Origin of the sequence: Salipiger pallidus, assembly GCF_014643635.1 — a bacterium.
GTDB lineage: Bacteria > Pseudomonadota > Alphaproteobacteria > Rhodobacterales > Rhodobacteraceae > Salipiger > Salipiger pallidus.
The window spans coordinates 249,873-274,691 of sequence record NZ_BMJV01000006.1; the positions used below are offsets into that span (position 1 = coordinate 249,873).

General features: G+C 66.0%; 26 protein-coding genes. 21 read left to right on the forward strand and 5 right to left on the reverse strand.

From position 1 onward, the window contains the following. Positions 1–74: 74 nt before the first annotated feature. The 8 genes from pqqE to IEX41_RS15415 all read left to right on the forward strand — a co-directional run bounded on the left by pqqE (position 75) and on the right by IEX41_RS15415 (position 8,813). A complete protein-coding gene (gene pqqE, locus IEX41_RS15380; RefSeq protein ID WP_188791137.1) occupies positions 75–1,184 on the forward strand; it encodes a pyrroloquinoline quinone biosynthesis protein PqqE in 1,110 nt (369 codons plus the stop codon). A 595-nt stretch (positions 1,185–1,779) separates the two neighbouring features. Further along, the gene (locus tag IEX41_RS15385) at positions 1,780–2,499 is read left to right on the forward strand and encodes a DUF58 domain-containing protein (RefSeq protein ID WP_188791138.1); all 720 of its coding nucleotides are present in this window, start codon (positions 1,780–1,782) and stop codon (positions 2,497–2,499) included. A gap of 99 nt (positions 2,500–2,598) precedes the next feature. Further along, entirely contained in the window at positions 2,599–3,225 is a 627-nt protein-coding gene (gene gfa, locus IEX41_RS15390) for an S-(hydroxymethyl)glutathione synthase (RefSeq protein WP_188791139.1), read from the forward strand. A 158-nt stretch (positions 3,226–3,383) separates the two neighbouring features. Next, entirely contained in the window at positions 3,384–4,100 is a 717-nt protein-coding gene (locus tag IEX41_RS15395) for a LuxR C-terminal-related transcriptional regulator (protein ID WP_188791140.1), read from the forward strand. Between the two features lie 4 nt (positions 4,101–4,104). Continuing rightward, positions 4,105–5,262, forward strand: a complete 1,158-nt coding sequence (locus IEX41_RS15400; protein ID WP_188791141.1) for an FIST N-terminal domain-containing protein — start codon at positions 4,105–4,107, stop codon at positions 5,260–5,262. After that, positions 5,259–7,499 carry a hybrid sensor histidine kinase/response regulator gene (locus IEX41_RS15405; RefSeq protein ID WP_188791142.1) on the forward strand — a complete coding sequence of 747 codons (2,241 nt, stop codon included), beginning with the start codon at positions 5,259–5,261 and terminating at the stop codon, positions 7,497–7,499. The genes IEX41_RS15400 and IEX41_RS15405 overlap by 4 nt, the downstream gene beginning before the upstream one ends. Before the next feature lie 259 nt (positions 7,500–7,758). Then, on the forward strand, positions 7,759–8,445 hold the full coding sequence (locus tag IEX41_RS15410; protein ID WP_188791143.1) for a hypothetical protein: 687 nt from the start codon (positions 7,759–7,761) through the stop codon (positions 8,443–8,445). Next, positions 8,442–8,813, forward strand: a complete 372-nt coding sequence (locus IEX41_RS15415; protein WP_188791144.1) for a hypothetical protein — start codon at positions 8,442–8,444, stop codon at positions 8,811–8,813. The genes IEX41_RS15410 and IEX41_RS15415 overlap by 4 nt, the downstream gene beginning before the upstream one ends. 181 nt (positions 8,814–8,994) lie before the next feature. On the opposite strand, the gene IEX41_RS15420 is transcribed toward IEX41_RS15415, so the two are convergent. Next, complete coding sequence (locus IEX41_RS15420; RefSeq protein ID WP_188791145.1) at positions 8,995–9,804, reverse strand: quinoprotein dehydrogenase-associated SoxYZ-like carrier; 810 nt, start codon at positions 9,802–9,804, stop codon at positions 8,995–8,997. A 155-nt stretch (positions 9,805–9,959) separates the two neighbouring features. Between IEX41_RS15420 and IEX41_RS15425 the strand changes: the two genes are divergently transcribed. Then, positions 9,960–10,961: a quinoprotein relay system zinc metallohydrolase 2 gene (locus IEX41_RS15425; protein ID WP_188791146.1), complete on the forward strand. Its 1,002-nt coding sequence runs from the start codon at positions 9,960–9,962 to the stop codon at positions 10,959–10,961. 15 nt (positions 10,962–10,976) lie between these two features. On the opposite strand, the gene IEX41_RS15430 is transcribed toward IEX41_RS15425, so the two are convergent. Then, positions 10,977–11,594 carry a hypothetical protein gene (locus tag IEX41_RS15430; RefSeq protein WP_188791147.1) on the reverse strand — a complete coding sequence of 206 codons (618 nt, stop codon included), beginning with the start codon at positions 11,592–11,594 and terminating at the stop codon, positions 10,977–10,979. Between the two features lie 173 nt (positions 11,595–11,767). Between IEX41_RS15430 and IEX41_RS15435 the strand changes: the two genes are divergently transcribed. From IEX41_RS15435 to IEX41_RS15465, 7 genes are all read left to right on the forward strand, one after another. Further along, on the forward strand, positions 11,768–12,895 hold the full coding sequence (locus IEX41_RS15435) for an S-(hydroxymethyl)glutathione dehydrogenase/class III alcohol dehydrogenase (protein ID WP_188791148.1): 1,128 nt from the start codon (positions 11,768–11,770) through the stop codon (positions 12,893–12,895). Continuing rightward, positions 12,895–13,719 carry an S-formylglutathione hydrolase gene (gene fghA, locus IEX41_RS15440; RefSeq protein WP_188791149.1) on the forward strand — a complete coding sequence of 275 codons (825 nt, stop codon included), beginning with the start codon at positions 12,895–12,897 and terminating at the stop codon, positions 13,717–13,719. The genes IEX41_RS15435 and fghA overlap by 1 nt, the downstream gene beginning before the upstream one ends. A gap of 125 nt (positions 13,720–13,844) precedes the next feature. Next, positions 13,845–14,258 (forward strand): c-type cytochrome, encoded by a 414-nt coding sequence (locus tag IEX41_RS15445; protein ID WP_188791150.1) that lies wholly within the window; start codon positions 13,845–13,847, stop codon positions 14,256–14,258. Positions 14,259–14,413: 155 nt separating this feature from the next. Continuing rightward, positions 14,414–16,216, forward strand: a complete 1,803-nt coding sequence (locus tag IEX41_RS15450; RefSeq protein WP_188791151.1) for a methanol/ethanol family PQQ-dependent dehydrogenase — start codon at positions 14,414–14,416, stop codon at positions 16,214–16,216. 78 nt (positions 16,217–16,294) lie between these two features. Continuing rightward, on the forward strand, positions 16,295–16,825 hold the full coding sequence (locus IEX41_RS15455) for a c-type cytochrome, methanol metabolism-related (protein WP_188791152.1): 531 nt from the start codon (positions 16,295–16,297) through the stop codon (positions 16,823–16,825). Then, positions 16,806–17,663 carry a substrate-binding domain-containing protein gene (locus IEX41_RS15460; RefSeq protein WP_188791153.1) on the forward strand — a complete coding sequence of 286 codons (858 nt, stop codon included), beginning with the start codon at positions 16,806–16,808 and terminating at the stop codon, positions 17,661–17,663. The genes IEX41_RS15455 and IEX41_RS15460 overlap by 20 nt, the downstream gene beginning before the upstream one ends. Continuing rightward, positions 17,660–18,196 (forward strand): PQQ-dependent catabolism-associated CXXCW motif protein, encoded by a 537-nt coding sequence (locus tag IEX41_RS15465; protein ID WP_188791154.1) that lies wholly within the window; start codon positions 17,660–17,662, stop codon positions 18,194–18,196. The genes IEX41_RS15460 and IEX41_RS15465 overlap by 4 nt, the downstream gene beginning before the upstream one ends. 157 nt (positions 18,197–18,353) lie before the next feature. Here the strand turns inward: IEX41_RS15465 and IEX41_RS15470 are convergent, their stop codons facing one another. The 3 genes from IEX41_RS15470 to IEX41_RS15480 are packed head-to-tail and all read right to left on the reverse strand — an operon-like array spanning position 18,354 to position 20,330. Further along, entirely contained in the window at positions 18,354–19,319 is a 966-nt protein-coding gene (locus IEX41_RS15470) for a YncE family protein (RefSeq protein WP_188791155.1), read from the reverse strand. After that, on the reverse strand, positions 19,282–19,833 hold the full coding sequence (locus IEX41_RS15475; protein ID WP_188791156.1) for an SRPBCC family protein: 552 nt from the start codon (positions 19,831–19,833) through the stop codon (positions 19,282–19,284). Before IEX41_RS15475 ends, IEX41_RS15470 begins: the two co-directional genes overlap by 38 nt. Further along, a complete protein-coding gene (locus IEX41_RS15480; protein WP_188791157.1) occupies positions 19,830–20,330 on the reverse strand; it encodes a DUF3280 domain-containing protein in 501 nt (166 codons plus the stop codon). The genes IEX41_RS15475 and IEX41_RS15480 overlap by 4 nt, the downstream gene beginning before the upstream one ends. A gap of 151 nt (positions 20,331–20,481) precedes the next feature. On the opposite strand from IEX41_RS15480, the gene pedA1 reads away from it, so the two are divergent. The 5 genes from pedA1 (at position 20,482) to IEX41_RS15505 (ending at position 24,816) form a co-directional block, all read left to right on the forward strand. Then, positions 20,482–21,669, forward strand: a complete 1,188-nt coding sequence (gene pedA1, locus IEX41_RS15485) for a lanthanide ABC transporter ABC transporter substrate-binding protein PedA1 (protein ID WP_188791158.1) — start codon at positions 20,482–20,484, stop codon at positions 21,667–21,669. Between the two features lie 8 nt (positions 21,670–21,677). After that, positions 21,678–22,649, forward strand: a complete 972-nt coding sequence (locus IEX41_RS15490) for a YVTN family beta-propeller repeat protein (RefSeq protein ID WP_188791159.1) — start codon at positions 21,678–21,680, stop codon at positions 22,647–22,649. A 233-nt stretch (positions 22,650–22,882) separates the two neighbouring features. Continuing rightward, on the forward strand, positions 22,883–23,140 hold the full coding sequence (locus IEX41_RS15495) for a PepSY domain-containing protein (RefSeq protein WP_188791160.1): 258 nt from the start codon (positions 22,883–22,885) through the stop codon (positions 23,138–23,140). Between the two features lie 48 nt (positions 23,141–23,188). Continuing rightward, positions 23,189–24,151 carry an ABC transporter substrate-binding protein gene (locus IEX41_RS15500; RefSeq protein ID WP_188791161.1) on the forward strand — a complete coding sequence of 321 codons (963 nt, stop codon included), beginning with the start codon at positions 23,189–23,191 and terminating at the stop codon, positions 24,149–24,151. Further along, positions 24,148–24,816, forward strand: a complete 669-nt coding sequence (locus IEX41_RS15505; RefSeq protein ID WP_188791162.1) for an ABC transporter ATP-binding protein — start codon at positions 24,148–24,150, stop codon at positions 24,814–24,816. The genes IEX41_RS15500 and IEX41_RS15505 overlap by 4 nt, the downstream gene beginning before the upstream one ends. Positions 24,817–24,819 lie beyond the last annotated feature (3 nt).

Sequence of the window (24,819 nt, forward strand, 5' to 3'; positions counted from 1 at the left end):
CCCGTCTTCTTCTCTTTCCAAATACGCACCGGCCGGTTCTCGCCAAGGTGCGCCATGCCAAGGAAGGCAGAGCCATGACCCAGCCAAAGCCCCCCATCGCCATGCTGGCTGAACTCACCCACCGTTGCCCGCTGTCCTGTCCTTACTGTTCCAACCCCGTCGAGATGGCCCGCCAAGACAGCGAGCTGGCGACCCAGGACTGGATCCGCGTCTTCCGCGAGGCGGCGGATCTGGGCGTGCTCCAACTGCACCTGTCGGGCGGAGAGCCTGCCTCGCGCCGCGATCTCGAAGAGCTTGTCGCCGCCGCCCGAGACGCGGGGCTGTATACGAACCTCATCACGTCGGGCATCGGGCTCAGCGAACGGAGGCTGAGGGCGCTCGATGCGGCGGGGCTCGATCATGTGCAGCTCAGCCTGCAAGGCACGACCCCCGAGATGGCGGACGAGATCGGCGGCTACACCGGTGGCTTCAAGCGCAAGATGCAGGTCGCCGACTGGATCGGGCAGATCGGGTTTCCGCTGACGCTGAACGCGGTGCTGCACCGGCGCAACCTGCACCAGCTGCCCCGCGCCATCGAGATGGCGGTCGAGATGGGCGCCCGCCGGATCGAGGTTGCCACGGTGCAGTTTCACGGCTGGGCGCTGAAGAACCGCGATGCGCTGATGCCGACGCGCGAACAGGCCGCAGAGGCGACCCGCATCGTGACCGAGGCGCGGCAGGCCCTCAAGGGCACGCTGGTGATCGACTACGTGCCGGCGGACTACCACTCGGACTATCCCAAGCGCTGCATGGGCGGCTGGGGCTCGACCGGGCTCAACGTGACGCCGGAAGGGCTGGTCCTGCCCTGCCACGCGGCGCAGACCATCACGCACCTGACGTTCCAGTCCGTGCGCGACGCGTCTTTGTCCGGGATCTGGCACGATGGCCCCGCCTTCAACGCCTACCGCGGCACCGACTGGATGCCCGAGCCCTGCGCCTCGTGCGAGCGCAAGACCGTGGATTTCGGCGGCTGTCGCTGTCAGGCCATGGCGCTGGTGGGGGATGCGTCCGCGACGGATCCGGTCTGCGTGAAGTCCCCGCACCACGTGGACCTGCAGGCCCGGGCCGAGGCGCATGCCGCAGCCGAAGCCCCCCTGGTCTACCGCACCGCGCCGGGCCGGCGGGTGGAAGAACCTGCGCAGTAGCTACCGGCGCTTGCACCGCGTGGTGCGGGCGGGATGTGCGTATTTTCAAAGAGAAGGATGCCCAAGGCGCGCTCAGGGTGGGACGCGGTACGGGATGTGAGCGGTGGGTCTTGGCGGCCCGGTGGGGCGCTCATCTTCGCGAGTGTCTCATGCATGGTACCGGGCCGGGTTAGCGGTGATTTGGGGAAAGGTGGCAGTGGGATGCTTGGTGCCGTACCCCGCGGCATCTCCGGGAAAGATGTCAAAAGGCTGTCGTGGTCTGATCCGCGAGGGATTTTCCTGTCCTTCCGTGAGCCCGTCCGGAGAGAGCGGCAGATGCAACGTGGGTACATGAATGGGGAAATACGTGGCACGCCTCGTTGGCACTCGGAAGTTTCGTGCCCCTGGCACAGGAGGGACTGGCGCCTTTGCGCAGGAAAGCGACGATCCCAGAGGGGTGTTTTGCGACCACCACGGCAAGATGTCTTGCGACATGGGTCTGTGTTCCGGGACCGGGGTGGCTGGGCTAGGCTGATGGCATAGGGACAGATGAGGCGACAGGGACCATGGGCGAGGGGATCGGGCCATTCGGCAGGCTGTGTGACGAGGCGGGTCGATGACCGCCGCGCTGGATCTTCCCGGTGCATCGGTCACCGTGGCCGAGCTGCAGGCGTTGCGAGATCTCGTGGCTTCGGGAGGGAAGGGGGCAGGCCCGGGCACGGTGCTCGTGGCGGATGTACGGCCCTCGATGCTTTGTGGGCGGACGCGGGCTTTCCGGTCGGTTGCCGCTGCCGAGGTTCTGGCGATGGTCGGCTGGCAGGCGCTGGGCGCTGGCGGGCACATCGGGTTGATGACCGTGGGGACCGGGAGTGCGGTGATCGTCCCGCTCGGCGTTGCCGGGGACGGGGCCTGCGCCATGGACGAGGTGATCGCGGGGCTGGTGCGGGCGCATGAGGCGGCGCTGGCCCATGCCCTTGCGGGGCAGCTGGACGATGTGCCGCTGGAGCGTGGGCTCTCGGACCTCGAGAGCATCGCGCCAGAGGGGGCCACTATCGTCATCGCCTCGGGGTTCTCGGTGCCGGGGGCAGGGCTTGCTGCGCGACTGGCAGGGCTGGCGCGGCGCGGGCCATTGAAGCTTGTGCACGTGGTTGACGGCGCGCGAGCGGCGGGTGGCGCAGAGAAGGAGCTGTTTGGACAACCGGTGCAGGCCATCGACGCCTCTGCCCAGCCGCGCGATACGGCGGCGCACCTGGCTGCGCTTACCGCCGGACCGGACGTGACACGCCTTGCCGCAGACCTCTCAGGGGCGGCCCCGGGTGGGCAAGTCCGACCCTGAGGCCCGATACTTAGGGCTGCCTTGCCAGAGCGGCGGGCGCGGCGCACGGTTCGGGCAGGGTGCCTTGGGAAGGGGGTGGCCCTCGGAGGAGGAACAGCAATGGGAATTTTCGACAAGCTTTTTGGAGGCGGTGATCCCGGCACCGTGGCGAGCTATCGCCACGTGAAGATCCACCCTTCGGTCGATAACGGCATCAAGCCCGCGACCCAGGGATTTTCCGGCGGCACGCTCAAGTGCAAGTGCCCGAGTAACAAGGTGATCGTCACCGTCGAGGCGCAGACTGCCCACAATCACGTTTGCGGCTGCACCAAATGCTGGAAGCCCGATGGCGCGATCTTCAGCCAGGTGGCGGTGGTGTCGCGGGACAAGCTCAAGGTGACCGAGAACGGCGACAAGCTGTCCATCGTCGATCCGTCCGCCGCCATCCAGCGCCATGCCTGCACCGGCTGCGGCGTGCATATGTACGGCCGCATCGAGAACACCGGCCACCCGTTCCACGGCCTTGATTTCGTCCACACGGAACTGTCGTCGCAGGGCGGCTGGTCGCCGGCGGAATTCGCCGCCTTCGTGTCCTCGATCATCGAATCGGGGGTCGATCCGGCGCGCATGGACGAGATCCGCGGCCGCCTGCGCGAGCTGGGACTGGAACCCTACGATTGCCTGTCGCCGCCGCTCATGGATGCCATCGCCACCCATTTGGCCAAACAGAGCGGTGCGCTTCGATAACCCCTTGATCCTGCGGGGTCCGGCGCGCGATGCGAGGGCGCGCATGGCCGGATCCCGGTGCATTGAATACACGCCATGGTACGCTGCACCACAGCATACAATCCCGTTGCGCGAACGAAAGCTTGTGGTCTAGGCTCCTCCTCAGGGAGGACATTTCAATGAAAGACCTGACCGACGCGCGACCGCGCGGCGCGATACGCTCCGTGCTGATCGTGGATGACCACCCGCTCTACAGCGATGCCCTGGCCGCCGCGTTGTCGCTGGCCTTTCCCGAATGCCACTTGGAAAAGGTGTCGACCCTCGGGGCGGCGCTGACGCTGGTGACCGGGGGGCTTGAGCCCGACCTTGTCATGTTCGACCTCAAGCTGCCGGATGTCTCCGGCATCTCCGGATTCCAGTCGCTGCGCAAGGCGCTGCCGGGCAGCCCGGTGCTGGTGATCTCGTCGCTGACCTCGGTGCAGGTGGTGCAGGCGCTGATGGAAGAGGGCGCGGCCGGGTTCCTGCCCAAGGACGCCCCCGCCCCCGTGCTGCGCGAGGCCCTGCGCGAGATCGAGGCGGGCCGTCATTACGTGCATCCGGCCTACCGGACCGAACCGCGCCCCCTGCAGGATGCCTTTGACGGTCACCCAAAGCTCGCCGAGCTGACGCCGCAACAACAGAAGATCATGAAGCTTATCTGCGCCGGCAAGCCCAACAAGCAGATCGCCTACGAGCTGTCGCTCGCCGAGGCGACGGTGAAGGCGCATATCACCGCGCTGCTGCGCCGGCTTGGGGTGCAGAACCGCACCCAGGCGGCGGTGCTGGTCGAGAATTCCCAGCCCGCTACCGGCATTGGCGCCGGCGAGGCGGACGCCCGGGCCTTTCTGAGCCGCTGACGGCATGACGCGGGACGGGGGGGCTCCGCGCTACGTCAGCATCTCGGTCTCGCGAGAGGCCGATGCCCGCGCAGCGGTGGAGGAGACGCTGCGCGGGCTTGATCTGTCCGAGGCCTGCTTCCTGCTGGCCTTCGTGCCCGTGGGGCTTGACCTCGGGGAGGTGGCGGCGGCGCTGGATGCGGGCGCGCAGGGCGTGCCGGTGTTTGGCTGCACCACCGCAGGCACCATCACCACGCAAGGCTACGATTCCGAGGCGCTGCTGCTGCTGGCCTTCCCGCGCGAGCATTTCCGCTGTGCCTCCATGCTCATCACGCCGCTGAACCCGCTGTCCATGAAGACCATCACCCGCGACGTGCGCGCCCATGCCACCCGCTTCAGCCGAACCGCCGGGTGGAACCGGCTGGCGCTGATCCTGGCCGATGGTCTGTCGAAGCAGGAGGACCTGCTGGTCGCCACGCTTGAGGCGGCGCTGGGTGAGGTACCGGTGTTCGGTGGCTCGGCGGGGGACGACCTGTCGTTTCGCGACACGTTCGTGCTGCACGAAGGGCGGTTCCGCCGCGATGCCGCCTTGCTGCTTCTGCTCGAGACCGACCTCGAATTCCGCGGCCTCGGGTTCGACCACTTCCTGCCCACGGACACCCAGATGGTGGTGACCGAAGCGATTCCCGAACAGCGCCTCGTGCTCGAGATCAACGGCGCGCCTGCTGGGATCGAATACGCCCGCATCGTCGGCTGCCCGGTGGATGCGCTGAGCCCGCAGGTGTTCGCCGAGAACCCGATGCTGGTGCGGCAGAACATGAATTACCATGTGCGCGCCATCCACGGCGCGCCGGGGGAGCACGCCTTGAGCTTCCTGTGCGCCATCGACGACGGGCTGATCCTGACGCTGGGGCGGGGCAAGGAAATCCTCGAGACGCTCGAGGCGGGCCTCGGCGTGCAAGGGCGCCGCGGCGAGGCACCGGATTTCGTGCTGGGCTTCGACTGCATCCTGCGCCGCCTCGAGATCGAACAGAAAAACCTTGGCGACGAGGTGTCCGAGATCTTCCGTCGGCACCGGGTGCTGGGCTTCAACACCTACGGCGAACAGCATTGCGGGGTGCATGTGAACCAGACCTTCGTGGGTGTCGCCTTCTTCGAGCCGGGCCGGAGGGACTACGCATGATCGACCCCGACGAGCCGCTCGAACGGCAGGTGCAGCGGCAGGCGCGGATCATCGACGCGCTGATGCGCCGGTCCAACCGCCAGCACGAGGTGGGCGGCACCGCTTATGGCGCCTTCCAGTCGGCCATCGCCCTGCAAGGGCAAGTCTGGGCCAAGACCCGCGACCTCGAACGCACCACCGACGAGCTCCGCCATGCCCGCGACGAGGGCGAGCGCATGCGCAAGAACCTTGCCGATGCGTTGGCGGCGATGGAGGGGGGCGTGGCGCTGTTCACTGATGGGCGGCTCGAGGTGTGCAACGACATCTTCCTCAAGCTGCTGCCCGACGTGTCCGGCCGGTTGCAGCCCGGCACCGGGATCGAGCAGTGCTTTGGCGCGCTGTCGGGCAGCCGCCACGTGGTCACCGTCGAGGGCAACGTGGACGCGGCGCTGGCGCAGGCGCGCCGTGGCGGTGTGGGCACATCGGTGGTGTCGCTGGTGATCGCGCTGACCGGAGACCGCTGGTACCAGATCAACCTTCAGCGCACGAGCGACCGCAACATCGTGCTGCTGCTGACCGAGATCACCACCATCGTGCGCCGCAACCGCTCCGAGAAGGAGCACCTGATCGACCGGCAGGCCGACTACCTGCAGGCGGTGTTCGAGAACATGACCTCGGGGGTGTGCACCTTTTCGCCCGAGGGGGCGGTGATGATGTACAACCAGCAGTTCCGCATCCTGCTGGGACTGCCCTATACCATGCTGCAGAAGGGCACGGACCTGCACCAGCTTCTGGATTTCGTCGCCGGTCACAAGGTGATCGTCGATGCGGGCCTGTTCGAGATTGCCCAGTGGCTCGACCGGCTGGACCGGCAGGGGCGGCTGCGGCGGCGGATGCGTCACGCCACCGGCCGGATGCTCGACCTGCACGCGCACCGGCTGCCCGACGGCGGGGTGATGCTGGAACTCAAGGACGTGACGCTGGAAACCCGCGCCACGGAGATGCTGGAAAACCGCGTGGTGGAGCGCACCGAAGAGCTGACCCGCGCCAACGACCAGCTGCGCCAGCAGTTCGACGAGATGGCCCGCGTCGAAGAGGAACTGCGCCAGGCCAAGGAGAGGGCCGAGGCGGCGGTGTCCTCCAAGACCCGCTTCCTTGCCGCCGCATCGCATGACCTGCTGCAGCCGGTGAACGCGGCCAAGCTGCTCATCGCCACCCTGCGGGAAAGCACCGAGGGCACCGGGGTCGGCGGCATGGTAGAGCGGCTCGATGGCTCGTTCAGCTCGATTGAACAGCTGCTGCATTCGCTGCTGGACATCTCGCGGCTGGACTCCGCGGATCGGGCGCTCACGCCGTCGGACGTGGGCATCGGCAGCCTCATGCGCTCGGTCCGGGACGACCAGCTGCCGCTGGCGCAGCGCAAGGGGGTGACGCTGGACGTGGTGCCCAGCGGGGCTTTCGTGCGCTCGGACCCGGTGTATCTGCTGCGCTCGATCCAGAACCTCGTGGTGAACGCGCTGCAATACACCCCCGAGGGCGGGCGCGTGCTGGTGGGCTGCCGCCCGAGGCGTGGCCGGATCGAGCTGCAGGTCTGGGACACCGGCATCGGCATCTCGCGCAAGGACCAGAAGCGCATCTTCGAGGAATTCGCCCGCGCCGACAATGTGCCGCTTGGCTCCGGGGTGGGGCTGGGCCTGTCCATCGTCGACCGCACCTGCCGCCACCTCGGCCACAAGGTGCGGGTCCGCTCCAAGCCTGGCGTGGGGTCGGTGTTCTCCATCGAGATGGAACTGGCCGAGGGCCGCGTGGCCCAGTCCTCCGAGCCAGCCGAGGGCTGCGCCGGCCCGGTGGTGAGCGAGACCGAGATGGACCATATCGTCCTGCTGGTGGAAAACGACCCCGACGTGCTTTTCGCTTTCACCTCGAAGCTGGAGCAATGGGGCGCCAGCGTGCTGCCCGCCGGCTCGATCACCGAGGCGCTGGGGCATGTGCGTGACATCGGCATGGCTCCGGACATCATCCTCGCCGACTACCAGCTTGATGACGGAGAAACCGGCGACCGCGCCATCGCCGCCGTGCGCGAACTGACCGGGGTACGGGTGCCCGCGATCATCATCACCGCCGACCGCAGCACAGGCCTTGTGAGCAAGGGCGCGGTCGAGGGGTTCTCGGTGCTCACCAAGCCGGTGCAGCTGTCGCGCCTGCGCCCGCTCATCGACTGGAAGATCCGGTGGCAATCTCCCGAGGCGGCGGAATGAAGCGCGTCGTGGCGTCTCTCCGGCAAGGCCGGGGGACGCCCCCCGGACCCCCGCGTGGTCTTTGCCCCGCGTCGCCCCGGCGTGTCACATAAGAAGCCCTGACCGCAGGGCGCAGTACTCGCCCCCGCAGCAGGGCGCTACGGATGGCCGCACCCGGCGAGGCGCTACCAAACGTCCCTCTGCGGCGCGCTACAGACAAAAGTCGGCAATGACAGCCGCGCTGTCGGGGGTAGGCTGATCCACAGGGAGGATTTCACACATGCGCAGGACACTTGTCATTCTCGCGTCGCTCGCCTGCCTGTCGGGCCCGACGCTTGCCGCCACGACCGACGCCGGCCAGACCTACGATCTGCTGTTCCGGCAGGGCACGCTCGACAGTGTCGGGACCGACCGCACGCTGACCTACAGCCGCGAGGTCAGCAACACCGCGAGCGCCGAAGGGACGGAACGGGCGGACAACGACACCGGCACCATCGCGCTCAGCTTCGACGAGGGGGCGGGAGACAGGCCTCTGCAGGCTAACCTGCAGTTCCTGCAGGATGGCAAGCACCGCAACATGGGCAGCTTTCCGGCCAGTGTCGGCAACCCGATGATCATGGTATTCTATGAAAGTGTCATCCGCGACATGGCCCAGAGCGCCGGCGGCTCGCCATACTACATCCGCAACCGGGTGAAGGACGCGTTGGTGCAGCCCGCGCAGATCGAAACCGGCACGGCCGAGGTGGACGGCACCACGGTGGACACCCGCACCGTTACCCTGCGTCCGTTTGAAACCGACCCCAACCGCGACCGCATGGCCGGCTGGGCGGATCTTGAGCTCAGGGTCACCATGTCCGAGGCGGTGCCCGGCTGGTACGTCGCGCTGGAGGCCGAAGCGCCTGATGCCGAGGGAGACGGTCCAGTCTACCTGTCGACCATGCGCTTCGACGGGCTGAGCGCGCAATGATCCGCGTCGCCCTTCTTGCCGGCCTGTTCGCGGGCCTCGTGTCAGGCTTCGTGCCGGGGCCGGCGCTGGCGCAGGACGTGTCGGACAGGCTCAACGACTACCCGACGGAAAACCGCGCGGACTATGTCTTTGCCTGTATGGCCTCCAACGGCCAGACCCGCGAAGCGCTGCGGCAATGTTCCTGTTCCATCGACGAGATCGCGTCGATCCTGCCCTTCGAGGCCTACGTGCAGGCGGAAACGGTGCTTTCCATGCGCCTCACCGGGGGGGAGCGCATGGCGGTCTTCAACAGCGCCGCTGCCGCCAACACCCTTGTTGCGGACCTGCGCCGGGCACAGGCCGAGGCCGAGGTGATCTGTTTCTTCTGAAACCTCGCCCGACAGACACCAGACTGCGCCGCGCCCCCATCCCGGGCACGGCGCGCCCCTTCTTCTCTTCAACAATACGCCCGCCGGAGGCGTTCCGACCCCGCGGTCCGGCGCAAGGGTCAGACACGAGGGGGGGATGCAAGGGCCAGACGCAGAGGTGCGGACGGTCAGCGCCCCTGCATCAGCCCTCGACCTTGGGCAAGGTCTGCTCGAAGTTGTTCCCATCCGTGTCCCGCGCTTTGACGGTCAGCGCCTCGGTGCCATTGTCGGAATAGACGAAGCGGAAGGCCGGGTTCTCTGAGATCGAGATTCCCCCCTCCATCGAGAACAGCATCTCATCCCCCTGCCAGACCTCGAGATGGTCGATGAAATGCGCGGGGATCATCAGCTGGGTGATCTGGTCGCGCTGCAATCCTGAATAGTTGGGATGCCGGATCATGATCTGCGCTTCGCGGCGGGGTGTAGACATCGCGGCAGGAACCTCGTCCCCGAAGAGGCGCAGCTTCATCCGCCCCATCTCGGCCAGTGCCGTCTCGGGATCCTTTCCGGCCGGGGCGGAACAGCCCCCTGAGGCCTTCACGAAGGCCCCGTCCATGCGCAGCCCTTCCGGCGTCTCGGCAATGAAGCGGACGTTGGAATACTGGTTCACCCGCACCCGCAGTTCAAAATCAAGGGGCGCCATTGCAGGGCCGAAGGTGAATTCCCCGGCCACCGGCGCGGGGTTCTCGTCAATCACAAGGGTGGCGGTCTCGATGGGCGGGGCGTCCGGGGCCTGCACGATGTGGATCGGCACCGTCGCCGCGTCCTCGGCCCGGTAGGGGGCGTTCAGCGTGAACAGATCGCCTGCGGGGGCTATCTCGGCCTCGCCGACCACGTCGTAACGCAGGTCCTCCCAGGTGGGACCGTCGATCAGCGGGTTGTCTTGAGCGCCATGCAGCGGCAGCGCAAGGCTGGCGGTCAGTATGGCGGCGGTCAGGATGGTGCGGCCCATGCTTCCCTCCTTCGATGGACAGGGCACCATCATGCAACGAAATCGCCCACGGCCATACCGAGCACATGGTCGGTATGGATCGCGGGTCGGCGGGGCGCGAGCCTTGGGGGGATGGGGCCGCTCCCGAGGATGCGCCGGCCCGGAAAGGACCCGCCATGTTTGAAGTCGTCGTTACCCTTTGCGCGCTGTCGGGCGCCCCCTGTCGCGAGGCGCTGGTGCCCGGTTACGAGACCGCGACCCATTCCGCCTGCGAAGAGGCGCTGGCCACCCACCCGGTCGAGGCCGGCCAGTGCAAGCCGGTCGGCAAGGCGCTGGACGTGACCGAGATCGCCCCCGGCGTCTTCGTTCATGCCGGTGCCATCGCCGAGCCGGACGCGCAGAACCGGGGGGATGCCACCAACCTGGGTTTCATCATTGGCGGCAACGCGGTGGCGGTGATCGACAGCGGCTCGGCGGCGTGGATGGGCGAGGCGCTGTGGCGCGCCATCCGCGCCCGCACGGACCTGCCGGTGGCGTGGGTGATCCTGACCCACATGCACCCGGACCATGTGCTTGGGGCCTCGGTGTTCGCGGACGCCACTGTGGTCGGCCACGAGGACCTTCCACGCGCGCTGGCGGACCGGGCGGCGGGATACCTAGACAGTTACGAGCGGCAGATCGGGATGAAGGGCTTCCTCGGGACAGTCCTCCCCACCATCGATGAGTCGGTTGCGGATGCGCGGCAGATCGACCTTGGCGGGCGGGTTCTGAGCCTCCGGGCATGGCCGGTGGCGCACACGGGCACGGACCTCACGGTGCTGGACGAGTCTACCGGCACGTTCTTTGCCGGGGACCTGGTGTTTGACGGGCACCTGCCGACGCTCGACGGCTCCCTGCGCGGCTGGCAGCAGGTGTTGTCGGAACTTCAGGGGATGACCGCTGAACGCCTCGTGCCCGGCCATGGCGGTCCAGTGCTTGGCATGGCCGAGGCCATCGCGCCTATGCAGCGCTACCTGGATGTGTTGGCGCAGGACACGCTGGCGGCCATCGACAGCGGAGAAAGGCTGAGCGAGGCCGTGGGCCATGTCGCGGCCCAAGAGGCCAACCAGTGGCACTTGTTCGACGCCTACAACCCGCGCAATGCCACCGCCGCCTTCACGGAGCTGGAATGGGAATGACCCCCGAGGCAGCCCTCAGCCCTCGGTCCGAGCGGCCTCGGAAAGGATCTGAGCGATGGAATACAGCCGCTTTTCTAGCAGGGTCGGGGTTTCGCACAGGTAGGTGATGGTCTTCTGACGGTCGGAGAAGATCCGGCTGTCCCAGTCCAGCTGTTCTTCAATCGCATCGACGCGGTCGAAATCCGGCTCGGGCACGTCCATGGCGCTGTCCATCTCGGCCCGCGCCTCGTCGATACGCTTCGAGAGGGCGATCTGGCCAAGCGAGAAGTCCCCGATCCCGTCGATGATGCGGGTCCGCCGTTTCGACAGCGAATCGAAGACGCGGGCAAAGACCTCGCCCATCACCGCCTCGTCATGGGGGTTGGCGGCGGCGAACTCGGCCACCGCCGCGCGCGCCTCGTCCAGCGTCACCCGGCGCAGCGCCAGAAGCTGCGACAATTCATCCACGGCAGGCTCTAGCGTGTCCGGAACCGGGGTTTCGGGCAGGGGTGCGGGCCACATCAGACCGGGCGACAGCCTGTCCACCTTGCGCTGGATGCAGGGCCATTCCGGGTCGGAGAAATCTGCAGATGCGGCCGGCGTTGCACAAGCGATGACCAATGCAGCCAGCACATGAAATTTATGTTTATACATGCACTTTCCTCCCCTTCATGAGTGTGGAACAGGGTGCCTGCGGAGTCCACGCCGAGGAATACACACCATTGGATGTATTGTTCGGTATGCCGCTGCGCACCCATACTCCGGAGCAAGCGCCGGAGTGCGTTATTGAAACGAACGTACGAGAAAGTACATTGGAGGGAGACTGCATGCGTACCCGTGCAGCCGTGGCTCTGGAAGCCGGCAAACCGCTCGAAATCATGGAAGTTGAACTGGAAGGCCCGAAGGCCGGCGAAGTTCTTGTTGAGATCAAGGCCACCGGCCTGTGCCATACCGACGAATTCACCCGCTCGGGCGATGACCCCGAGGGCATCTTCCCGGCGATTCTCGGCCACGAGGGTGCGGGCATTGTGATGGAAGTGGGCGAAGGCGTCACCACGCTCAAGCCCGGCGATCACGTGATCCCGCTTTACACCCCGGAATGCCGCGAATGCGCCTCCTGCCTGTCGGGCAAGACCAACCTGTGCACCGCGATCCGCAACACCCAGGGCAAGGGCCTGATGCCGGACGGCACCACGCGCTTCAAGATGCTCGATGGCACGCCGATCCACCACTACATGGGTTGCTCGACCTTCGCGAACCACACCGTGATGCCCGAGATCGCCCTCGCGAAGGTCCGCGATGACGCGCCCTTTGACAAGATCTGCTACATCGGCTGCGGTGTCACCACCGGCATCGGCGCTGTGATCAACACTGCGGGTGTCGAGATCGGCTCGACCGCGGCGGTCTTCGGCCTCGGCGGCATCGGTCTCAACGTGATCCAGGGCCTGCGCATGGCGGGCTGCGACATGATCATCGGTGTCGACCTCAACGACGACAAGGCGGAGATGGCGAAGAAGTTCGGCATGACCCACTTCGTCAACCCGTCCAAGGTCGACAGCACCGTGCAGGAGATCGTCAACCTGACCAAGCGCGGCATCGACCAGATCGGCGGCGTGGATTATTCCTTCGACGCGACCGGCAACGTCAAGGTGATGCGCGACGCTCTGGAATGTTCGCACCGTGGCTGGGGCGTGTCGGTCATCATCGGCGTGGCACCGGCGGGCGCGGAAATCAGCACCCGCCCGTTCCAGCTGGTCACCGGCCGGGTCTGGAAGGGCACTGCCTTCGGCGGCGCCAAGGGCCGCACCGACGTGCCCAAGTTCGTCGACTGGTACATGGACGGCAAGATCGAGATCGACCCGATGATCACGCACAAGCTGACGCTGGACGAGATCAACCACGGGTTCGAGCTGATGCACGAAGGCAAATCGATCCGGGCCGTGGTGGAGTTCTGATGGAAACCGTCTCGGAAAACGCAAGCTTCGGTGGCGTTCAGGGCGTGTACAAGCACGCCTCCGAGGTGACGGGCTGCGACATGACCTTCGCGGTCTACATGCCGCCGCAGGCCAAGGACGGGCCCGTTCCCGTCCTGTGGTACCTGTCGGGTCTGACCTGCACCCACGAGAACGCCATGACCAAGGGCGGCTTCCAGGAGCATGCCGCGAAGCATGGCATCGCCATTGTCTTCCCCGACACGAGCCCGCGCGGCGAAGGTGTGGCCAACGATGACGCCTACGATCTGGGGCAGGGCGCGGGGTTCTACGTGAACGCCAAGCGTGACCCGTGGAAGCCGCATTTCCAGATGTACGATTACATCACCAAGGAACTGCGCGGCATCGTCGAGGGCATGGATGGCATCGGTGGCAAGCACGGCATCACCGGGCATTCGATGGGCGGCCACGGCGCGCTGACTATCGCGATGCGCAACCCGGACATGTACGACAGCCTCTCGGCCTTTGCGCCCATCGCCAACCCCACCGGGTCGGACTGGGGCCGCAAGCAGTTCAGTGCCTATCTTGGCGATGACGAAGGCTGCTGGGCCGAGCATGATTCCACCCTTCTCATGGAAGAGAAGGGCTGGAAGGGTGACCTACTGGTGGACCAGGGGGCAGCTGATCAGTTCCTCGACCTGCTGAAGCCCGAAGCGCTGTCCGCCGCCATTGCCCGGAAACGCCAGCCGGCGACCTTCCGGATGCAGGACGGCTACGATCATTCGTATTTCTTCGTGCAGAGCTTTGCGGGCGATCACGTCGCCTGGCATGCGGCACGGCTGAAGTGAGAAAAGGTTCCGGGCGCTGAAGGCTAACACTCAGCGCCCGGCACACCACCAGGCCCGAGGCCCCGCAAAAGCGGGCGCAGGGCAGCCGGGGAGGGGGAGACTCCCCGTAGAGGAGGACATTACAGATGCTCGACAAACTGCTCGCCACGGCCTGCCTGACGGTTCTGACCGCCGGTGTCGCCTTTGCGGACGATCACGGCGACATGGCCGGCGACCCCGAAAAGGGGGAACGGACGTTCCGCAAGTGCATGGCCTGCCACGCGGTTGGAGAGGACGCCAAGGTCAAGACCGGCCCGGTGCTGAACGGCATCGTCGGCAAGGACATCGCGTCGACCGAAGACTTCGATTATTCCGACGCGCTGATGGAGCTCGAGGGGGAATGGACCCCCGAGGCCCTCGCCGGTTTCCTCGAGAAGCCGCGTGATTATGCCAGCGGGACCAAGATGTCCTTTGCCGGCCTGCGCAAGGAAGACGAGCGCGCCGACGTGATCGCCTACCTGGCGCAATTCAACGCCGACGGAACCATGGAGGGCATGTAAGGCATCGCGATCTGAGGAGAGGATTTCCGGACCCGGCGGGAGGAAAAGAGGCGTCGGATCCGAACTGACCAACGGCACGTGAGCCGCCAGTGGAGGGCGGTGTGCCGGGGGCAAGCCAGGCGGGGAGGCCCGCCGTTTATCCAAGGGAGAAGGAAATGACGAAGCTGACGTTGATGACGTCGGGTCTGGCACTGTGTGCCGCGACCATGGCCATGGCCAACGACGATCTCATGACCCAGATGGACAACCCCGCGCAATGGGCGATCCAGACGGGCGATTATGCGAACCAGCGCTATTCCGAGCTTGATCAGATCAATGCCGAGAACGTGGGCGACCTGCAGGTCGCGTGGTCGTTCTCGACCGGGGTGCTGCGCGGCCACGAAGGCTCGCCGCTGGTGATCGGCGACATGATGTATGTCCATACGCCGTTCCCCAACACCGTCTATGCGCTCGACCTCAAGGAAGAGGGCAAGATCGTCTGGCGTTACGAGCCCAAGCAGGATCCGGACGTGATCCCGGTGATGTGCTGCGACACGGTAAACCGTGGCGTTGCCTACGCGGATGGCAAGATCTTCCTGCACCAGGCCGACACCAAGGTCGTGGCGCTTGATGCCATGACCGGCGAAGTGAAGTGGGAAGTGATGAACGGTGACGCCTCGAAGGGCGAAACCAACACCGCCACCGTCATGCCGGTGAAGGACAAGATCATCGTCGGCATCTCTGGCGGGGAATTCGGCGTTCGCGGCCATGTCACGGCCTACAACATGGAAACCGGCGAACAGGAATGGCGCGCCTGGTCCATGGGTCCCGACGAGGACATCCTTGTTGATCCCGAAAACACCACGCATCTGGGCGAGCCTGTGGGTGAAAACTCGGGCACCAACACTTGGGAAGGCGATCAGTGGATGATCGGCGGCGGCACCACCTGGGGCTGGTATTCCTACGATCCCGAAGCCGATCTGATCTATTACGGCACCGGCAACCCGTCGACCTGGAACCCGGCGCAACGCCCGGGCGACAACCGCTGGTCGATGACCGTGATGGCCCGTGACCCCGACGACGGCATGGCCAAGTGGTTCTATCAGATGACGCCCCACGACGAATGGGACTACGACGGCGTCAACGAGATGATCCTTACCGATCAGGAGATGGACGGCGAAGTGCGCAAGCTGCTCACCCACTTCGACCGGAACGGCCTTGGCTACACCATGGACCGCATCACCGGCGAACTTCTGGTGGCCGAGAAATACGACCCGGCGGTCAACTGGACCACCGGCGTGGACATGGACCCGGAGTCGGAAAACTACGGTCGTCCGGCGGTCGTGGCGGAGTACTCGACCGAGCAGAACGGCGAAGACGTGAACTCGACCGGCATCTGCCCGGCGGCGCTTGGCTCCAAGGACCAGCAGCCGGCGGCCTATTCGCCCAAAACCGAACTCTTCTACGTGCCGACCAACCACGTCTGCATGGATTACGAGCCGTTCCGGGTAAGCTACACCGCCGGACAGCCCTATGTGGGTGCGACTCTTGCGATGTACCCGGCGCCGGACAGCCACGGCGGCATGGGCAACTTCATCGCTTGGGACAATATCAACGGCGAGATCAAGTGGTCCCTGCCCGAGCAGTTCTCGGTCTGGTCCGGTGCGCTGGCCACTGCCGGTGACATCGTCTTCTACGGCACGCTCGAAGGCTACCTGAAGGCGGTCTCGGCCGAGACCGGCGAAGAGCTGTACCGCTTCAAGACCCCCTCGGGCATCATCGGCAACGTGATGACCTATGAACAGGGCGGCAAGCAGTACATCGGCATCCTGTCGGGTGTCGGCGGCTGGGCGGGTATCGGCCTTGCGGCCGGTCTTACCAACCCCAACGACGGCCTCGGCGCCGTGGGCGGCTACTCGGCCCTTTCCGACTACACCGCGCTTGGTGGTCAGCTGACGGTCTTCACCCTTCCCGACTGATCAGTTGTCATCAAGGGGCCGGCGCACTTCCCGCGCCGGCCCGCATCCCCCATTTCGTCATACCCAAGGACACCCCCCATGAAGTTCCACCTCACCCTTCTTGCGACGGCGGCCCTCCTGGCACAGACCGGCACGGGCCTGGCTGCGGACGACGTCTCGATGGACGATCCCAACATCGCCGTGGATTACGAGGAAGACGGGCGCTACTTCACCGAAGACGGCGTGCCCACCTTCAACGTGGCCGAAGACGGCACCGTGGACTGGCCAACCTTCTCGGGCTTCCGCCGCTACCACGCCGAATGCCACGTCTGCCACGGCCCCGATGGTGAAGGCTCGACCTATGCACCGGCGCTCAAGAATTCCGCACTCGACATGGATTACTACGATTTCGTCGACGTGGTGGTGAACGGTCGCAAGAAGGTCGGTGCCTCCGAGAATTCGGTGATGCCCGCCTTCGGCACCAACCCCAACGTGATGTGCTACCTCGACGACATCTACACCTATCTCAAGGCGCATGGCTCCGGCGCGATCGGCCGCGGTCGCCCCGCCCAGAAGGAAGCCAAGTCCGATGTGTTTGCCGAGAACGAAGATGCCTGCATGGGCTCCTGATCTGCGCCGCCTGACGTGCCTGCCAGGGCTGGTCCTGGGGGCCGCGCTAGCGGTCTTCGGGCCGCCGGGGCAGGCGCAGACCTCGGACCTCGTGTCGGACGATGCACTGAGGGTCTGCGCCGATCCGGCGGGTGATCCGGCCTCGATGCAGGACGGATCGGGCTACGAGAACGCACTGGCCGAACTGGTGGGCGAAAAGCTCGGGCTGCCGGTGCAGTACACTTGGTACCCGATGGCCACCGGGTTCATTCGCAACACCCTCAAGGTGGGCAAGTGCGACGTGGTGATGGGCTATGCCCAGGGCCACGAGCTGGTGTTGAACACCAACCACTACATGACCTCGACTTATGTGCTGGTGGTGCCCGAGGGCGATCTGTCCGGCGTCACGCAGCTGTCGGACGAGGCGCTGAAGGGCCGCCGCATTGGCGTGATCGCAGGGTCTCCGCCGGCAAACCACATGGCGCGGTATGGTCTGATCGGAGGGGCCAAGCCCTACAACCTCGTGGTCGACCGCCGTTACGAGAGCCCCGCTCAGGTCATGCTGGACGATCTGGCGACGGGCGCCATCGACGCGGCGGTGATCTGGGGGCCCATCGGCGGTTCGCTGGCGAAACGCGATCATCCGGAGCTGAAGGTCATTCCGCTTCTGAACGAAGCGGCCTTCCCCAAGCTCTTCTACCGCATCACCATGGGGGTGCGTCAGGGCGAGAAGGTCTGGCAGCGCAAGCTCAACTCGCTGATCCGCCGCAACCAGTCCGAGATCAACGCGCTGCTGGCCGATGCTGGTGTGCCGCTGGTGCGTGACATGGGCGACGGGATGCTTGAGGTGACGCAATGAACCGTGTGGCGGCGGTGCTGCTCGCGCTGCTGCCGCTCGCCGCCTTCGCGGCCCCGCCCGAGCCTGATGGTTACCGGATGGAGGACTACCGCGCCCCCGTACCCGCCACGCTGGAGGGCGCCAAGGTTGTGGACACTGCGGGTGCTTACGGTCTGTGGGAAGAGGGCGGAACGGTCTTTATCGACGTGCTGCCGCAGCCAGTGAAGCCCGCCAATTTGCCTGAAGGCACGATCTGGCGCGACAAGCCCCGCGACAGCATCCCCGGCGCAACCTGGCTTGCCAACACCGGCTACGGCGCGCTGGATCCCGCCACCGAAGCCTACTTCCTCGATAGCCTGTCTACCCTGACCGACGGAGACACGGCGCGCCCGGTGCTGTTCTTCTGCCTTGCAGACTGCTGGATGAGCTGGAACGCCGCCCGCCGCGCGATTGCCAATGGTTACAGCGCGGTGCATTGGCTGCCCACGGGCACCGATGGCTGGATTGCGGCGGGCCACCCTGTAGAACGCGTGACCCCGGCTGCCGCACCTTGACCTGAAAACCGCCCAAGCTGAAACGGACGGCCTGCCTCCGGCGGGGATATTTTCAGGTCAAAGGAAACAGGGCGCCGCACCGTGTCTTCTTCTCTTTCCAAATACGCCGGGGGAGCCTCTTCAGGAGACGGGGGCAGCGCCCCCTCTGCCCTCCGGGCTAGGGGAGATGGCCGGGATAGAGAAATGCGCCAAAGGCGCGCGGGCCGTCGGCGGTGGCGGGGCCTTGGGTCACCTTGAGCGTGGCGGCGTCGATGAGGCTCAGCGAATTGTCGAACCAGTTGGCAACCACGATGGTGCCGTCTTCGGTGGCCGCGATGCCTTCGGGGTATTCGCCCACGTCAAGCGTGGCGACAGGGCCGAGATCCTCGAGGCTGAGAACGCTCACGCTGTTCTGGTACTGGTTAGTGACAAAGGCGCGGCCAGCGGCGAAGGCGACGCCGTAGGGGCGCTCTCCCACGGGCACGGTGGCCAGAACCTCACCGACGCCAGGGTCGATCACCGTCACGTCGTTGCTGCCCACGTTGCCCACGAACAGCCGTCCGTCCGGCGCGAAGCTGAGGCCGAAGGGGCGGCTGCCCACGGCGGCGGTGTGCAACACCGCGAGGCTTTCCGTATCGAACAGACTCACCCGGTCTGCATCCCGTTCTGCCACGGCAAGGAGCAACCCGTCAGGCGATAGTGCCAGCCCCGCCGGGGCGGCGGCGGTTGGCAGGGTGGTAATCACCTCCAGCGCCACCGCATCGAGCACGAAGACCCGGGCATTGTACCAGTCGGACACGAACAAGCGATCCCGGGCTGCGTCCAGCGCCACGCCGATAGGGCCTCCGTCGAGCACCGCCTCGGCGGTGACTGTGCCGGTCAGGTCGTGGCGGCGCACTGTTTTGCTGTCCGGAGACACGGTGTACACCGCGCCGCCGGGATCCACCGCCACCCCCGCCGGTTTGCCGGGCACGGACCAGCGTGCGCGCTCAAGCCCTGTGTCGAGGTCGATCACGCTCACCGTGTCGGCGTTCTGGCAGGTGACGAAGGCGATGTCCGCAGCCGCGGGCACCGCCAGCAGGGCGGCAAGAAGCGCCCCGATCAGGTCAGGACGACGGCGCACCGAACATCTCGACCAGCGCATCGAGCCCCGCTTGGTACACGCCGGACACGGCTGCGATCGCTGCCTCGTCGTTCAGCTCTTCGGGGGGATCGTTGTTGGGATAGCCGCGGTAGAACGCCCCGCGCCATTCCACCACCGATCCGCCGCCATCACGCGGCTTGACCGTAAGATGGGACGAGTAGTTGGTTACGGGGAGCACCTCGACCGCGACCTCGGTGATGCGGTAGCTGTAGGTCATCTTGTCCGCGTCATACTTGTATAGCACCTCCGAGATCATCGGCCCCTCGGCCCCCTGTTCCGACAGGTACAGATCTCGCGTCGCGTCGATCTCGTTGCCGCCCTGGCCTTCTTGCGAGACCACCGCCGGGTGCCACGTCAGGTCCTGAAAATCGCCGATGGCGGCCCAGACCTCGGACGGCTCGGCCGCCACCTCGGTGGTCAGCGTGACCTTCTGGCGGGTCGGCCCGTGGGCCAGAGCCATTCCCGGAAGCAGCGCAAGCGCCGCCGTCATTGTCATAAAGGAACGTCGTTTCATTCTTCCTCCTCCCTGAAGAACGCGGTTTTCAAGATATACGCCATGCCCCGCCGCCAGCTGTCATCGGTGTTCGACCGGATGTCGACGACGCGGCCCCGCACCATGTCGCCGCTGGCGGCATCGCGCATCTGCAGGTTCATGGTCAGGATCAGGTTCGAGACCTTCTGAACCTCGCCCACCAGTGAATAATCGGCCCCCAGCCTTGTCGCCATACGGGTGTCGCAGCCGTAGCACTTGGCCGGGTTGACGATGCGCGCACGGTCCTCGGCCACCGGGGAAAGATCCACGAGCGTGTAGCCTTCGGCCTCGAACCGCTCGGTCACCAGCGCCTTGAGCATATCGATCCGGGCGGCCTCGGCGGGGTCCGCCCCCAGCTCAGCGGTTTGCAGGCTGGAGTCCAGAAGAGTGATCCCGAAGAAGGCGACAGACCCTTCCTGCGCCCGTGCAGCGGGTGCCGCGCAGAGTGTCAGGCCAAACAGGATCGCTTTGCCAAGCATCGGTGCCTTCTCAGAAAATAAGAGTCGCAGTGAATGGTGCCGCCGTTACCATCCTTCTCGCAACCGCTCCGGAAGTATAGGTTTCGCGTCTGGCGAAACGGGTCTCAGGATCGGGGCGGCCCGCAGGGAGAGCGGGCCATGGGAGGAGACGATGCCGATACCAATGAAGCCGCTCATGGCAGCGGCTGCCTTGCTGATGAGCAGCGCCATGGCGCAGGCGCTGGACGTACGCGCCGGGGTGCTGCGGGTGGATTACGACGCCCTGCTGCCGATCTCGCGCTACGATGTGCGCCCCGATGATCTGGCCTTCGCCGGGGCTGCCCTCGCGGACGAGGACAACGCCACCACCGGCAGCTTCCTTGGCCACACCTACGAGACGGTGACCCGCGCCGCGCCCCCCGAGGAGGCCGCCGCCGCGATGGAAGCGCTGCTGGCGGATGGTATTCGCTTCATCGCTGTGGACGCCAAGGCGTCCGAACTTACGGATCTTGCGGACAAGGCCGCCGAGGCGGGGGCGCTGGTCCTGAACACCCGCGCGCCGGACGTGGGCCTGCGCAGCGACCAGTGCCGCGCCAACCTGCTGCACATCGCCCCGAGCGATGCCATGAAGGCCGAGGCGGTGGCCCAGTTCGCGGTCTGGAAGCAGTGGAAGCGCTGGCTTCTGATCACCGGGTCGAACCCCGAGGACCGCGCGCTGGCCGATGCCTACCGCCGCGCCGCCACCAAGTTCGGCGCCACCATCGTCGAGGAGCGCGAGTTCGAGGACACGGGCGGCAGCCGCCGCACCGACAGCGGCCATGTCATGGTGCAGCGCCAGTTGCCGACCTTCATGCAAGGCACCGAATCCCATGACGTGGTGATCGCCGCCGATGCCACCGACTATTTCGCCGCCTACCTGCCCTATCACCTCTGGACCCCGCGCCCGGTCATGGGGAGCGCCGGGCTGCGCCCGGTCACCATCCACGCCGCCCACGAGGCCTGGGGCGCGACGCAGTTCCAGAACCGCTTCGAGGCGCTCACCCGCCGCCATGTGCAGGAGGAGGACTACAACACATGGCTTGCCCTGCGGGTTCTGGGCGAGGCGGTGACCCGCGCGAACACCACCGATCCGGCCGAGCTCGAGGCGTTCATCCTGTCGGATGCCTTCGAGTTGGCCGCCTTCAAGGGGCAGAAGGTCACCTTCCGTCCGTGGAATGGTCAGCTGCGCCAGCCGGTGCTGCTTCATGACGGGCGCATCACCGTGAGTGTCAGCCCGCAGGAGGGGTTCCTGCACCAGACCTCTCCGCTCGATACGCTGGGGCTCGATGAGCCTGAATCTGATTGCACCGCTTTCCAGTGAGGACCGACATGAAACACTTGGCTCTGACGACCGCCCTTCTGATGTCCGCAACCGGCGCCATGGCCGGCAAGGCCTTTGTATCGAACGAGCGGGGCAACACGATCACCGTGGTCGATACCGAAAGCTGGGAGGTGCTGACCGAGTTCGACGGTGGCAACCGACCCCGGGGCATCACCCTGTCGCCGGACGGATCGCTCCTTTACGTCTGCGCCAGTGACGATGACACGGTGCGGGTCTTCGACACCGAAACCTACGAAGAGCTCTATACGCTGCCCTCAGGCCCGGACCCGGAGCTGTTCGTCATCCACCCCTCGGGCAGCCCGCTTTATATCGCCAACGAGGACGACAACCTCGTGACCGTGACGGATACGGAAAGCCATTCGATCCTTGCCGAGGTGCCAGTGGGGGTGGAGCCCGAGGGCATGGCGATCTCGCCGGACAGCCAGTGGGTGGTGAACACCTCGGAGACCACCAACATGGCGCATTTCATCTCGACCGAGGATTACCAGATCAAGCACAACATCCTCGTGGATCAGCGCCCGCGCTATGCGCAGTACACCTCGGACGGCAGCCGCCTATTCGTCAGCTCCGAGATCGGCGGCACGGTATCGGTGATTGACGTGGCCGAGGATGGCACACCGACCCTGCGCCAGAAGATCGAATTCGAGGTGCCGGGGGTGCTTCCGGAATGGCTCCAGCCCGTCGGGGTGAAGATCACCGAGGACGCCAGTCGCATCTTCGTGGCGCTTGGGCCCGCCAACCGGGTGGCGGTGATCGATGGCGCGAGCCTCGAGGTGGTGGATTACATCATGGTGGGCCAGCGGGTCTGGCAGATGGATTTCACCCATGACCAAAAGTACCTCGTCACGACCAACGGCAACTCCAACGACATCACGGTGATCGACGTGGAGAAGGAAGAAGCCATCAAGTCCGTGCAGGTGGGGCAGCAGCCCTGGGGCGTGGCGATCACGCCGTACTAAGGAGCGCGTGGCCATCACGCCCTACTGAAGGTGCGCGTGGCGATCACGCCGTACTGACGAAGGGCGTGGCGATCTCGCCCTGCCGAGAAGAAGCAGCCGTGCCACACGTAACCATTCCAGGCGGGGCTGCCGCAACGTGAGGAGCGTCACCCCTCCTTTGGTCGGGTCGACAGCGCAGGGGGGCAGCACCCAGGATGCAAGAGCGGCCCACGTGGCCGCAGGGAGGAAAGACCATGAAGACACTTGCACTTGCCGCCATCGCTGCGGTCCTTGCCGGGCCGGTTCTGGCTGATGACCACGAGGTCAGCGAAGAGGCCAAGGCGACCATCGCCGAGATGATGACCGAGATGAAATGCGAGGTTGATCCGGACGACATCGAAATGACTGACGAAGGCGGATACGACCTCGACGACGTGATCTGTCAGGGGCAGGGCCAGTTCGACATCGAACTTGACGCGGAATTCCAAGAAGTGAACCGCCGCGCTGAGTGAGCCAGCAGCGCCGCCACGGGAGAGGCGGCGCATCCTTGGGAGGGGACCATGAAACGATTTCTGACCGCGCTTGCGGTAAGCGCCGTGGCCGCGACCGGCACCATGGCGCAGGATTTGCCGGTGATCCGGGCGGCGACGCTCAAGATCGGCACGGTGAATTGGGAGCTTCAGACCATCGTCGATCAGGGCTTTGACGAGGCCCACGGCTTCGAGCTGGAACTGCAGCCCTACGCTGACAACGGCGCCACGCGCATCGCGGTCGAGGGCGGCGAGGCGGACATGGCCGTGGCCGACTGGATCTGGGTCGCCCGCCAACGCGCGGCGGGCAAGGACTACACGGTCATCCCCTATTCCCGCGCCGTGGGTGGCGTGGTGGTGCCTGATGGGTCGGACGCGAAGACCCTCGCGGATCTCGAGGGCGGCAAGATCGGCATCGCGGGCGGGCCTCTGGACAAGTCATGGCTGATCCTGCGGGCCTACGCGGAGCAGGAGGAAGGCTTTGACCTCAAGGCCGGGACCGAACAGGTCTTCGGCGCGCCGCCACTGATCTTCAAATCCGCGCTGGGCGGGGATTACGCCGGCGCCATCAACTTCTGGCACTTCCTTGCCAAGATGAAGGCCGAAGGCATGCGCGAGCTGATCTCGGTTGAGACCGCCGCCACGGCGCTGGGCCTCGATCCGGACGTGCCGCTGCTGGGTTACTACTTCAAGGACAGCTTCCTCGCCGAACATGAGGGTCTCGCGCAGGCGTTTTTCGATGCCAGCCGCGACGCCAAGGAGCACCTGTCGGACCCTGCCGCATGGGAGGCGATCCGCCCGATGATGAACGCGGGCAGCGACGCTCAGTTCGATCAGCTCCGTACCGATTGGCTGGCGGGCGTGCCCGAACGTGCCCCCGTGGACTCCGAGGCGGCAGGCAAGCTTCTGGCGCTGATGGGCGAACTTGGAGGCGAAGAGCTGGTGGGGCAGGCTTCGGTCGTCCCGGACGGCCTTTTCGCGTCGGTGGAATGACCCACGGGAGTGTCTTCATCGGGCAGCCGGTGACGCCGGTGCGCCCCGCCGGGGACGGCGCCGCGGTGCAGGTGAACATCCTCGCCAAGCATTTCGGCCCCACGCAGGTGCTGCGCGACGTGCATTTCACCGTGGCGCGGGGGGAAACCGTGGCGCTTGTGGGGCCTTCGGGCATCGGCAAGTCCACGGTGCTGCGCATCGTTTCGGGGCTTGATACCCGGTTCGACGGCCATGTGCAGCGCCCCGGCACCATGGCGATGGTGTTTCAGGAACCGACCCTCCTGCCGTGGCGCAGCGCCCGGCAGAACCTCACGCTCATTCATGACGGGCTGACTGAGGCGCAGGCCGACGCCGCACTGGACCGGGTCGGCCTTGGCGGGCGCGGCGATGCCTTCCCGCGCGCGCTCAGCCTTGGCCAGCAGCGCCGCCTTGCGCTGGCGCGGGCCTTTGCCGGGCGGCCCGAAATGCTGATCATGGACGAGCCCTTCGTGTCGCTCGACCCGGAGCTTGCAGAGCAGATGCTGTCCCTCACCGAGGAACTCATCACCGAGGCCCGCCCGGCCACGATCTTCGTCACCCATGCCAGAGCCGAGGCAGACCGCCTTGCCAGCCGGGTGCTCGATCTGCGCGGCACACCTGCCACGCTTTCCCCTCATCTCATCTGAAAG